Here is a 13,212-nt window from a genome sequence, read left to right on the forward strand (position 1 = left end):
CCCTCGCACCCGACGCATGGACTACCAGACCGATATCAAGAAGTTCCTATATAGCCATTACTTTTTCAGTGGCACCCGGCAGGCAGTCGGCGTCATCCTGCCCGCGCTCGTCCTGTTCTGGGGGATGGATCAGCACCTGCTCGGCATCGAGGTCGCCTCCGGCGCCCTGTGCGCGAGCGTGGTCGACATCAACGGACCGCTGCGCCACAAACATACCGAACTGCTCAGTTGCACGCTGCTCGGCGCCCTGACCGTGCTCATCACCGGTATGGCCACGGCGGCACAGCCCTGGCAACTCTGGCTCACGTCGCTGATTCTGACGTTCGGCCTGTCCATGCTCGTCGTCTACGGTTTTCGCGCATCGCTCGTGAGCTTCGCGTGCCTGATGATGATGGTCCTCAATGTCGAGGCCGACCTCACGCGTCATCAAGCGGTTCTCGATGCCGGGGCTGTACTTGCGGGCGGGCTCTGGTACACCTACTTCAGTTTGTTCGTCTGCCGTATCTGGTGGTTTCGGATCGAGCAGCAGACACTGGCCGAATGCTTCTTCGTCACCTCGGAATATCTTGAGGCCAAGGCCGCCTTTTACGATACGTCGACCGACATCGACGCCTGCTACCGCCGTCTGATCGCGGCGCAGGTCAACGTGGTGGAAAAGCAGCAGGCGGCGCGCGAAATCATCTTGCGAAATTTGCCGCGTCTGCGGATCGGGGCGCTCGAACCGCGCCGCACGATGCTGTTCAATCTGTTCATCAACATCGTGGACCTGCATGAGACGGTGGTCTCGGTGCACACCGACTACCCCATGCTGCGCCGCGAGTTCGCCAGCAACGACGTGCTTCTGTTCTTTCGCGACATGATTCGCAAGATCGCGATCGAAGTGGATGCCATCGGTTACGCCATTGCCACAAACGAGCCGTCACGCGCCCAGCGCAGCTGGCGCGCCGAGTTCCGGGCCATCGAGTACGAAATCGAACTCATGCGCAAGCAGTCGCTCCAGCAGCGCTCGCCCGAGGCCTATCAGGCGCTGACGAGTACCTTCCGTCGTGTATGGAGCACCACGCGCATCGTGGAGCGCATGCATCGCAACACGGACGTGACCACGGCCGGCAACGCGACGGAGATGCAGATCGACCAGGCGCTCGTGCGCTTTACGTCGCGACAGAGCTTTTCGCCGAAATTGTTATGGAAAAACCTGACGTTTTCGTCGCCGAGTTTCCGTCACGCGTTGCGCGTGACGATTGCCATCTCGGCAGGCCTGCTCATCTGCGAAAACTGGTCGTTGCTCGCCGGGCAGGACCACAGCTACTGGGTATTGCTCACGATCATCGTGATCCTGAAGCCCGGCTTCAGCCTGACGAAGCAGAAGAACGCGCAGCGGTTGACCGGCACGCTTCTGGGATGTGTGAGCGTGCTCGTCATCCTCTCGTTCGTGCACAAGGCATGGATCCTGCTCGCGCTCATGTTCTTCTGCATGGTCATGGGCAACAGTCTGTCCCTGTTCAACTACGGACTGTCGGTCGTGTTCATGTCGTCTTACGTCCTGTTGCTGTTCCACTTTCTTCTACCCGGTTCGCTTTCGGTCATTGGCGAGCGCGCCGTCGATACGCTGATCGGCTCGGCCATCGCGCTGGTCTGCTCGTATTTGTTCCCGTACTGGGAATACCGCCTCATGGGGCCGCTGATTCGCAACGCCGTTCAGTCCACGCGCACGTATCTGGAATCGTGTGCCGGGCTCGAAGGCAAGCGCGACGACTTCGCCTACCGGATGGCGCGCAAGGATATGCATATCGCGTTCGGAAATTTCGGCGCCGCCTTCAAGCGGATGATGCTCGAACCGAAGTCCAAACAGGTCGCGGTGGCCGAACTCAACGATTTGCTGGTGCAAAACCACGTGATGGCGTCGTACATCACAGGGATGTCGGACGTGCTGCCTCGTCAGATCGCGGCGGACAAGAGCGGAGAACTCGGACAGGTCGTGGCCGCCATTAGCGATCTGCTTTCTCAGGCGGTCGCCGCGCCTGCGGCGTCCGTCCCGACGGACACGCAGGCGGCAACCGAGGCCATGCGCGATTACACGCGACGGCTGGACGCCCTTGTCGTCGAACAGGAGCAACAGCCCGACGCCGCCGATGCCCACATCCAGGAAATCAAGCAGGTGGTGCATCAACTCAAGCAGATGCTGCGTGCGGGTGAGTTGATTTTGCGCGACATGCGGGCAATTCGCCTGCCCGCCTGAGCGCGCCCCAGTCGGACAGGACCGGCGCCGGCGACGGCGACGGGTCAGGTAATGCCCGAGCGCGTAGCGTAGTGGTAGAGATCGACGTCGCGATCCAGCCCCAGTTTGCGCATGGCGTTGGTTTTCTGCGAACTGACGGTTTTGACGCTGCGGCTTAGCTGAAATGCGATTTCGCTGATCGTCAGTCCCGACACGAACAGCCGCACCACTTCGACTTCGCGCCCCGAGAGCTTCGACGCATCGATCTCCGCGTCGTCGACCACCGAATCGTGCAAGCGCGTGGCCAGCCCGGCGGGAATGTAGCGACTGCCGTCGGCGACCACACATACGATGTCGGCGATCGAACTCTGTTCGTCGAGCTTCGAGAGAATCGAATGGACACCGAGCTTCAGCATGCCGCGCAGAATCGCAAGATTCTCCAGCATGGTCACGACGATGATCTTGATCTGCGGAAAATATCGGCGGACGTAGCCGATGAGAAACAGTCCGTCCTTGAAGTTGCCCCCCGGCATGGAAAAATCGGTCACCAGAATGTCGCATGGCGCTCTGGCCAGCAGGTTCACCAGTTCCGACGAATTTCCGGCCTCCCCGACCAGATGGATCATCTCCCGCTCTTCGAGCAGACGCCGTATGCCAAAGCGCACAATCGGATGGTCGTCCGCGACCACGACATTGATCGTCATCCTTTGCCCCCTTTTCTATTCGTCGTTTGCAGGCCGCGATGACCGCGCCGCTGGCACGGTGCTTCGCGCCGGCCGTCACAACGAAGCGGGTCCATTCTGGCAAAAAGGGTTCATGCCAACCCATTGGGAAACATCACATAGTCGCGCGGAATCCCCGGCTTGCCACGCAGCGTGGTCAACCGGCGCGAAGCCCGCATGCTGCCCGATAGAGCGGGTACTGCGCCCTAACCGCTTGACGGGACTCGCACAGAGGTGAAATTGCACAGACGCGCATTGACGAAGTTTGTGCTACTCGCGTCACCGGCATTCGGAAGATTCGCGACGCCGGTGTCGGGCATTCCGAATTAGAAAGTCGGAATTACCTTAAACACCGGCGCCGGATTTGATGATCGGCTCCCTCGGAGCCTCGGAATATGCGTAGTCATTCCTGCGCGGCGACAGCAGACGCGCCCGCCTCGCCCGGCGCACCACTTGCGCCACCGCTTGCCGCACCACCTGCTACGTCACTGGTTGCGCCGCCCTCTGCGGGCAGGCCATGCCAGCCACCGCCAAGTGCGGTCACAAGCAATACGTTCGCCGTGAACTGACGGCCGAGAATGGTCAGCGCCGTCCGCTCCGCAGCGTACGCCGTCGCCTGTGCCGTAAGTACGTTCTGGAATCCGACGGTGCCGGCCTTGTATTGATTGAGAATGAGTTGCGCCGCCTCGCGCGACGATTGCACGGCCTGATTCTGCACGGCCGCCTCGCGTCCCAGATAGTTCAGCGCCGCGAGATTGTCCTCGACAGCCTGGAACGCCGTGAGCACCGTCTGACGGTAGGTCGCAACCTGCGCATCGTAAGCGGCGATGGCGGCATCGGTTTGCGCACGGCGCAGGCCACCGTCGAAAAGCGTCGCCGCCAGTGCCGGGCCAACCGACCAGAAGCGGCTCGGCAACGTGAGCCAGTCGGCAAAGCTGTTGCTCTGGAACCCGCCCGTCGCCGAGAGCGAGAGCGTGGGGAAAAATGCCGCTTTCGCGACGCCGATCTTCGCGTTCGCCGCCACGACCGAACGCTCGGCCGACGCAATGTCCGGACGACGCTCCAGCAACTGCGACGGCAGGCTCACGGGCACCGGCGGCAGCGCGGCGCGCAACGGCATGGGCGTCAGCGAGAAAGCCGCGGGCGCCTTACCCACGAGCAGGGCAATGGCGTGCTCCAGTTGCGCACGGGTGACTTCGATGTCCAGCGCGGACGCCTGCGCCTGTTGCAATTGCGTCTGCGCCTGGATCACGTCCGAGCGCTGTGCAACGCCCACCGCGTACTGATTCTGGGTCAGCTTGAGCGTTTGCTCGTACGCCGCGACAGTGCGTTCGAGCAGTGCTTTTTGCTCGTCCGTCACTCTCAGGTCGAAGTAGTTCTGTGCAAGCAGGGCTTGCGCCGACAGACGCGCGTTTGCCAAATCCGCCGCACTGGCTTCGGCACTGGCATTGCCCGCCTCGACGGAGCGGCGTACGCTGCCCCAGATGTCCGGTTCCCAGCTCGCCGTACCCGACAGGCTGTAGCTGTTCGAGATCCCGCCAACCCCCGATCCGCTGACTGCCGTGTTGCTCACACGCGAACTGCTGCGCGTCACACCGGCATCGGCGCCGATGGTCGGAAAGAATGCCGAACGCGCCTGCGAAGCGACCGCGAGCGCCTGCCGGTAATTGGCTTCGGCCACTTTGATGTTCTGGTTGTTGATATCGACCTGATTCATCAGCCCGGAGAGCACCGGGTCCTGATAGATCGCCCACCAGTCGCCCTTGGCGAGAGCATCGCTCGGCTCGGCCAGCTTCCAGTCGCCGGTTTCCTTGAACGCGGCGGGCGTATCGATCTCCGGGCGGACATAGTCCGGCCCCAGCGCGCATCCGGCGAGCCAGAGCACAGCGCTTGCCGCAAGAAACGTTGCCGAGCGGCGCAGGCGCGGCGACCTCCCCATGCCTCGCCCCTTGCTCGCGGCGACGGCCGTTTGAGAAGGCATGCTGGCGACTTGACGATTCAGGGTACGGGACATGGCACACATCGGCTCATCGGCCGCGACAGAAGTTTCGGAAGACAGGACAGACGACGCAGATGACGCAGTAGCCCGCGGCGAGCCATGGATGTCGCGCGCCGCGCGACGGATCGGATCACCCATGGCCGACCTCCCCGACGTCGCTGTGGCCGGTCTGGGCGCGCGCGCGCCACCGCGCCCAGCGCAGGCGCACGCGATCCAGATACAGATACACGACCGGCGTGGTGTAAAGCGTGAGCACCTGACTCACCAGCAGGCCGCCCACGATCGAAATGCCCAACGGCTGACGCAGTTCCGCTCCGTCGCCCGTTCCCAGCGCCAGGGGAATCGCCCCGAGCATGGCGGCCATCGTCGTCATCATGATCGGACGAAAACGCAGCACACACGCCTGGAAGATCGCCTCGCGCGGCGGCAGATTCTGACGCCGCTCCGCGTCGAGCGCGAAGTCGATCATCATGATGGCATTCTTCTTCACGATACCGATCAGCAAAATTACCCCGATCAGCGCAATGATGCTGAACTCGGTATTGAACAGCAGCAATGCAAGCAAGGCGCCCACGCCGGCCGACGGCAACGTCGAGAGAATCGTCAGCGGATGGATATAGCTCTCATAGAGCACGCCCAGCACGATATACACCGTCAACAACGCCGTGAGAATCAGAATCGGCTGGGACGACAGCGCGGACTGGAACGCCTGCGCCGTGCCCTGGAAACTGCCCTGCACCGAGGTCGGCATACCGAGCCGGCTCACCGCGTCGTTGATGGACGCCTGCGCCTGCGAGAGCGACACGCCCGCCGGCAAATTGAACGAAATCGTACTGGCGGCGAACTGCCCCTGATGCGAAACGCCCAGCGCCGTGTTCGTCGGCCGGTAACGCGCAAACGCCGAGAGCGGCACCTGCGCGCCCGCGGACGTCACGACGTAAATATCCTTGAGCGATTCCGGACTTTGCCACCACTGCGGCGCCACCTCCATCACTACCTTGTACTGATTGAGCGGGTTGTAGATGGTCGAGACCTGGCGCTGGCCGAACGCGTCGTTGAGCACGTTGTCGATCTGGCTCATCGTCAACCCGAGGCGCGACGCCTGATCGCGATCGATGTCCAGCGTCGTTTGCAGCCCCTTGTCCTGCTGGTCCGTATTCACGTCGGCGAGGTCCGGCAGACGGGATATCGCGTTGCGCACCTTCGGCTCCCATTCGCGCAACTGCTGAAGGTCATCGGCCTGCAACGTGTACTGATATTGCGCGTTGCTTGAGCGCCCCCCGACCCGGATGTCCTGCACCGATTGCAGATACAGCATCGCGCCCGGCTCCTTCGCCAGCTTGCCCCGCAGACGCGCGATCACCTGATCGGCCGTCAACTTGCGCTCGCCCAACGGCTTGAGGGTGACGAACATCGATCCGCCGTTGCGGTTCGACCCGCCGGTGAAGCCCGTCACCGTCGCGACGTCGGGGTCCGCCTGCACGATCTTGATGAAATCCGCGAGCTTTTTCTCCATCGCCTGGAACGAGATCGCCTGATCGGCCTGAATGAAGCCGATCATCCGTCCGGTGTCCTGCTGCGGGAAGAAGCCTTTGGGCACCACCATATAGAGCCAGACATTCAGGCAGATCGTCGCCAGCAGAATCAGTAACATGAGCGGTCCGTGTCGCAGTGCCCAGGCGAGCGAACGCTCATACTCGCGCAACATCGCTTCGAACATGCGCTCGGTCCAGTCGCCCGCGCGCGTCCATATCGAAGCTCGCTTCGGCGGCTCGGGGGCGAGCGGTGCGGTGCCTGCGGGCACGCCCGGCGCCGGCTTGCCCTTGAGCAGGCGAGCACACATCATCGGCGTGGTCGTCAGCGAGACGACCAGCGACACCATGATCGCCGCGGACAGCGTCACCGCAAACTCCCGAAACAGGCGCCCGACGATACCGCCCATGAGCAGCAACGGTATGAACACGGCGACCAGCGAAATGCTCATCGACAGCACGGTGAAGCCGACTTCGCGCGTGCCCTTGAGCGCCGCTGCGAATGGACTCAGCCCCTCCTCGATATGCCGCGAGATATTCTCGAGCACGACGATGGCGTCGTCGACAACGAAGCCGGTCGCAATGGTCAGCGCCATGAGCGAGAGATTGTCGAGACTGAAACCGCACAGATACATCACCCCGAACGTGCCGATCAGCGAGACCGGCACCGCCACGCTCGGAATCAGCGTCGCGCGCCAGTTCCGCAGGAAGATGAAGACGACCATGATGACGAGCGCGATCGAGATCAGCAGCGTGCGCTCGACCTCCTTGAGCGAGGCGCGGATCGTCGGCGTGCGGTCCATCACGACGTCGAGGTTGATCGCCGCCGGAATCGACGCCCGCAGATTCGGCAGAATTCTGTTGATGCCGTCGACCGTCTGGATGATGTTCGCGCCGGGCTGTGTCGTGATGATCAGCAGCACCGACGGCTTGCCGTTCGCCGAGCCTGCGTTACGCAGGTCCTGCACCGAATCGACCACATCCGCGATGTCGGACAGCCGCACCGGGCGGCCATCCTGATAGCTGACGATCACCGGCAGATACTCCTTGGCCGTCTTCGCCTGATCGTTGGCAAGAATCTGCCAGCGCCGGTCACCGTCTTCGAGCGCGCCTTTCGGACGGTTCGCGTTGACGGACTGGATCGCCGTGCGCACTGTCTCCAGTGGAATCTGATACTTGTTGAGCGCCGTGGGATTGAGTTCCACACGTACCGCCGGCAACGAACTGCCACCGACGGTCACGTCGCCCACGCCTTCAAGTTGCGAAATTTTCTGCGCGAGGATGGTGGACGCCGCATCGTACATCTGCCCGCGCGTCATGCTCTCCGACGTCAGCGCGATAATCATCACCGGCGCGCTGGCCGGGTTCACCTTGCGATAGGTCGGGTTGCTCGGCAGCCCCGTCGGCAACAGGCTGCGCGCGGCATTGATCGCCGCCTGCACGTCGCGCGCGGCCCCGTTGATGTCGCGCGAAAGGTCGAATTGCAGCGTGATGCGCGTCGAGCCCAGCGTACTGTTCGACGTCATTTCCGTCACGCCTGCAATACGTCCGAGCGAACGCTCCAGCGGCGTGGCCACGCTTGCGGCCATGGTTTCGGGACTCGCGCCGGGCAGCGACGCCGAGACGGAGATCGTCGGGAAGTCGACCTGCGGAAGCGGCGAGACGGGCAACAGCCCGAAGGCGACGATACCCGCCAGCGTCACCCCGACGGTGAGCAGAACGGTAGCGACCGAGCGCTTGATGAAGACGGCCGACAGGTTCATCGTGCGGGGCCGTCCGTCGTGGCTGCCCCTGCCGGGCCACTGGTACCCCCGCTACCCCCGCTACCGCCGCTACCCCCGGGGCCGTCGTGATCGCTGTGCGATGCACCGTCCGACGCGCCGAAGCGGCGCTCGCGCCACGCCCGCGCGCGAAGTGCCCAGCGGTCGAACCACAGGTAAATTACCGGCGTGGTGAAAAGAGTCAGCACCTGACTTACCATCAAGCCGCCGACCATCGTGATACCCAGCGGCTGACGCAACTCCGAGCCAACGCCCGAGCCGAGCATGAGCGGCAGTGCGCCCAGCACCGCGGCCATCGTCGTCATGAGAATCGGACGGAAACGCAGCAGGCAGGCCTGATAGATCGCCTCGCGCGGCGCCATGCCGTGCTCGCGCTCCGCTTCGAGCGCGAAGTCGATCATCATGATGGCGTTCTTCTTCACGATACCGATCAGCAAAATGATGCCGATGATCGCAATGATGCTGATGTCGTTGCCCGAGACCATGAGCGCGAGCAACGCCCCTACCCCGGCCGACGGCAGTGTGGACAGAATCGTGATCGGGTGAATGTAGCTCTCGTACAACACGCCGAGCACGATGTACATCGTCACGACAGCGGCGAGAATCAGCCACAGCGTGTTGGAGAGAGACGCCTGGAATGCCTGCGCAGCGCCCTGGAACGTCGTTTGCGTGCTCACCGGAAGGCCAATGGCCTGCTCCGCTTGCGTGATCGCCTTCACGGCTTCACCGAGCGACGCCCCCTTGGCGAGGTTGAACGAAATCGTCGCGGCCGGAAACTGTGCCTGATGGTTGATCGCCAGCGGCGTGGGCTTCTCCACGATCTTCGCGAACGAGGTGAGCGGCACCTGAACGCCGGACGACGAGGCGACATAAATGCCCTTGAGGGCGTCCGGCCCGCGCTGGAAGTCGTTTGCCACCTCCAGCACCACGCGGTACTGCGACGCCTGCGTATAGATCGTCGAAATCAGACGCTGCCCGAAAGCGCTGTAAAGGGTCTGGTCGACCGACGCCGGCGTGACGCCCAGACGGCTCGCCGTATCCCGGTCGATCTCCACATAGGCTTGCAGGCCATTGACTTGAAGATCGCTCGTCACATCCGCCAGTTGCGGCACATGTTGCAGTTTCTCGACCAGCTTCGGCACCCAGACGCCCAGCGTGTCCAGACTTGGGTCTTGCAACGTGAACTGATACTGCGTGCGGCTGATCCGGTCCTCGATGGTCAGGTCCTGCACCGGCTGCATGTAAAGCGCGATGCCGGGCACCTTCGCCACTTCGGGCTGAGTACGGCGAATGACCTCCGAGGCGTCGAGCCCGCGCGTCGCCTTGTCCTTCAGGTTGATGAGCAGACGTCCGCTATTGAGCGTGGCGTTCACGCCGTCCACGCCAATGAACGACGACACGGATTGCACCGCGGGGTCCTTGAGAACGGCTGCCACCAGCGCCTGCTGGCGCTCGCCCATCGCCGCGAACGAGATCGACTGCGGCGCTTCGGAGATCCCCTGAATCACGCCGGTGTCCTGCACCGGAAAGAAACCTTTGGGCACCCACAGGTAAAGCAGCACGGTCAGCACCAGCGTGCCAAGCGCGACAAGGAGCGTGGCCGGCTGGCGGTCGAGCACCCAGGTAAGCCACTCGCCGTACTTCGCGATGATGCGATCGAACATTTCGCCGGTCTTGCGGTAAAACTTGCCCTGCTTCTCTTCCGGCACATGCCGCAGAAGCTTGGCGCACATCATCGGCGTGAGGGTCAGCGAGACGACAGCCGATATGAGGATCGATACCGCCAGCGTGATCGCGAACTCGCGGAACAGGCGCCCCACGACATCCCCCATGAACAGCAGCGGAATGAGCACGGCGATCAGCGAGAACGTGAGCGAAATGATGGTGAAGCCGATTTGCTCGGCGCCCTTGAGCGCCGCCTGCAACGGCTTTTCTCCCTGCTCCATGTAGCGGGCGATGTTCTCGATCATCACGATGGCATCGTCGACCACGAAACCGGTCGCAATGGTCAGCGCCATGAGCGTCAGGTTGTTGATCGAGAAGCCGGCGAGATACATCACGCCGAAGGTGCCGATGAGTGAGAGCGGCACCGCCACGCTCGGAATGATGGTCGCGGAGACATTGCGCAGGAACAGGAAGATGACCATCACCACGAGGGCGACCGCAAGAATGAGTTCGAACTGGACGTCGGAGACGGACGCGCGGATCGTGGTGGTGCGGTCGGTGAGCAACTGCATGTCGATACTGCCGGGCAGCGCGGCCTGCAACTGCGGCAACAGCGCCTTGACCTTGTTGACCGTCTCGATCACGTTGGCCCCCGGCTGACGCTGCACATTGAGCACGATGGCCGGCGTGGTATCGGCCCAGGCGGCGAGTTTGGTGTTCTCCGCGCCGTCGATGACGTCTGCAATGTCCGACAGGCGAATCGCCCCCCCGTTCTTGTAGGCAATGACCAGATTCCGATACTCGTCGGCGGAGGCCAGCTGATCGTTCGCATCGATGGTCGAGGCGCGCAACGGTCCGTCGAAACTGCCCTTCGCCTGGTTGACGTTGGCTGCCGCAATCGACGTGCGCACGTCTTCGATATTCAGGCCATACGACGTAATCGCCCGGGGATTGACCTGAATGCGCACGGCGGGACGCTGCCCGCCGGAGATGCTCACCAGCCCGATGCCCGGCAGTTGCGAGATCTTCTGCGCGACGCGGGTATCCACCAGATCCTGAAGCTTGGGCAGCGGCATGGTCCGTGACATGATCGCCAGCGTCAGAATCGGCGTGTCCGCCGGGTTGACCTTGTTGTAGATCGGCGGCATCGGCAGGTCGCTCGGCAGCAGATTGCTGGCGCTGTTGATGGCGGCCTGCACCTCCTGTTCGGCAACATCGAGCCCGAGATCCAGCGAGAACTGCAACGTGATCACCGACGCCCCGCCCGAACTGGTCGACGACATCTGATTGAGTCCCGGCATCTGACCGAACTGCCGCTCCAGCGGCGCCGTGACCGACGAGGTCATCACATCCGGACTCGCGCCCGGATACAGCGTGACCACCTGAATGGTCGGATAGTCGACTTCCGGCAATGCCGAGAGCGGCAGCAGCCGGTAGGCGACAAAGCCGGCAAGCAGGATCGCCAACATCAGCAACGATGTGGCGACCGGTCGGAGAATAAACTGACGGGACGGATTCATTGGCTACGTTGAAGGGCGTCTCTTTAGGGGCGTGAGCATTGCGTGAGCACGACGAAGGGGCCGCAGGGGCGGGAAGCGGCGCTCATGCGCGCGCCCGTCTTCCCCTGGCTTCTCCTTACTGTCCCTGACGGCGATGCCCGCCGCCATTGCCGCTGCGCTTTTCGCCCGGGGCACGCGGCGCCACGGCAGCGGCCCGGCTCTCGGCCGTGATCACTTCGACCTTGGCGCCGTCGCGCAACTTGTCCATGCCGTCGATCACCATCTTCTCGCCCGGCTCGATCCCCGATTCCACGGCCGTGTTGGTGCCATCGGTCGGGCCGAGCTTCACCGTCTTGAGCTTGACCGTCTGATCCGGCTGCACGGTATAGACGAAGCTGCCCTGTGTGCCGCGCTGCACGGCTGCGCTCGGAATCAATGTCACACCCTTGAGCGTATCCACGAGCATCTTCACGTTGACGAACTGATTCGGGAACAGCATGCCGTCCGGGTTGGCGAACTCCGCCTTGAGCTTGACGGTGCCCGTGGTCGTGTCGATCTGGTTGTCGATGGACGCCAGCTTGCCTTCGGCCAGCTTGATCTTGCCGGCCCGGTCGAACGCTTCGACGGGCAGCGTCTCGCCACCGCGTGTGCGCTTGACCACCTTCGGCAGGTTGTCTTCCGGAATCGTATAGACGACGGTGATCGGGGTCACTTCGTTGATGATGACGATACCGTTGGTGTCCGAAGCGTGGATGATGTTGCCCGGATCGACCTGTCGCAGCCCCGCCAGCCCCGAGACCGGCGCCGTGACGCTGGCGTACGTCAATTGCAGCCGCGCGTTGTCGAGTTGTCCCTGATCCGATTTGACGGTTCCCTCGTACTGCTTGACGAGCGCGCGCTGCGTGTCGACCGTCTGCGTTGCAATCGAATCCTGCTTGAGCAGCGTTTCGTAACGGACGAGGTCGAGCTGGGCGTTCTTGAGCAGCGCCTGATCGCGCGCCAACTGACCTTCCATCTGAGTGACCTGCACCTGGAACGGCCGCGGATCGATCTCCGCGAGCAACTGCCCGGCCTTGACGAGATCGCCTTCCTTGAAATGCACCTTCATGAGCTGCCCGTCCACACGCGAGTGCACGGTGACGCTGCGCGTCGGGGTGACGGTGCCCAGCCCGTTGAGAAAAACCGGCAGATCGCCCGTTTTCGCCGCGACCGCGGTCACCGGCGTTGCCGCGCCGGCCATGCCCGCGGGGGGACCGCCGCGACGCCCGCCGGCCTGCGCCGGACCTGCGGCGTTTTGCGAATGCAGACGGTAATAAACGCCCCCGGCGATGAGCACGACGATCAGCCCGATCACGCCCGGCACGAGCCAGCGGCGCGTGCGCGACGGCGCGGGAGAGGTCGAAACCGGTGGTATCGGCGGCGTCTGCGGGGCAGGCGAACGCTCAGAACCGTTCGGTTTTTCGGTACCGTGGGGACCGTGCTCGGTCATGACTTCCTCGTAACAGCGGAGTAGTTGGCGGATTCGCCCAATGCGGACGACGTTCTTTTTTTGTCGGATTGCTGCGGCGCGCCAAGTCGCTCGGAATGCCCCGGGCGACGGCACAGGCCTCATCGGCTGATCAGCATAGCAGACCGGTGTAACAGGTTGACGGGACGCCTTGTTACAAGAGCTTTCTCTGTATTGGCGCTCGGAAATATCCGACGCTGCTGAAAGACCTGCCGCACGCGCGAAAGGTTCTCGACTCGTGCGGGCTCGACGGCTGCCGACGTGGCGCGTCGCCTTGCCGTTCCTTACC

Annotated in this window: 6 protein-coding genes; 1 reads left to right on the forward strand and 5 read right to left on the reverse strand. The window is 63.1% G+C overall.

Going from position 1 to position 13,212, the window contains the following annotated elements; all coding sequences use genetic code 11:
- Nucleotides 1–16: 16 nt before the first annotated feature.
- Nucleotides 17–2,239, forward strand: a complete 2,223-nt coding sequence (locus AB870_RS17525) for an FUSC family protein (RefSeq protein ID WP_047905691.1) — start codon at nt 17–19, stop codon at nt 2,237–2,239.
- A gap of 44 nt (nt 2,240–2,283) precedes the next feature.
- Here AB870_RS17525 and AB870_RS17530 read toward each other — a convergent pair whose 3' ends face one another.
- From AB870_RS17530 to AB870_RS17550, 5 genes are all read right to left on the reverse strand, one after another.
- The gene (locus AB870_RS17530) at nt 2,284–2,922 is read right to left on the reverse strand and encodes a response regulator (protein WP_047905692.1); all 639 of its coding nucleotides are present in this window, start codon (nt 2,920–2,922) and stop codon (nt 2,284–2,286) included.
- A 421-nt stretch (nt 2,923–3,343) separates the two neighbouring features.
- The gene (locus AB870_RS17535; protein WP_157112477.1) at nt 3,344–4,879 is read right to left on the reverse strand and encodes an efflux transporter outer membrane subunit; all 1,536 of its coding nucleotides are present in this window, start codon (nt 4,877–4,879) and stop codon (nt 3,344–3,346) included.
- A 190-nt stretch (nt 4,880–5,069) separates the two neighbouring features.
- On the reverse strand, nt 5,070–8,234 hold the full coding sequence (locus tag AB870_RS17540; protein WP_047905693.1) for a multidrug efflux RND transporter permease subunit: 3,165 nt from the start codon (nt 8,232–8,234) through the stop codon (nt 5,070–5,072).
- A complete protein-coding gene (locus AB870_RS17545; protein WP_047905694.1) occupies nt 8,231–11,437 on the reverse strand; it encodes an MdtB/MuxB family multidrug efflux RND transporter permease subunit in 3,207 nt (1,068 codons plus the stop codon). The genes AB870_RS17540 and AB870_RS17545 overlap by 4 nt, the downstream gene beginning before the upstream one ends.
- 115 nt (nt 11,438–11,552) lie before the next feature.
- Complete coding sequence (locus tag AB870_RS17550) at nt 11,553–12,905, reverse strand: MdtA/MuxA family multidrug efflux RND transporter periplasmic adaptor subunit (protein ID WP_237169979.1); 1,353 nt, start codon at nt 12,903–12,905, stop codon at nt 11,553–11,555.
- Nucleotides 12,906–13,212: the final 307 nt, after the last annotated feature.

It is taken from the genome of Pandoraea faecigallinarum (assembly GCF_001029105.3).
Taxonomy (GTDB): Bacteria; Pseudomonadota; Gammaproteobacteria; order Burkholderiales; family Burkholderiaceae; genus Pandoraea; species Pandoraea faecigallinarum.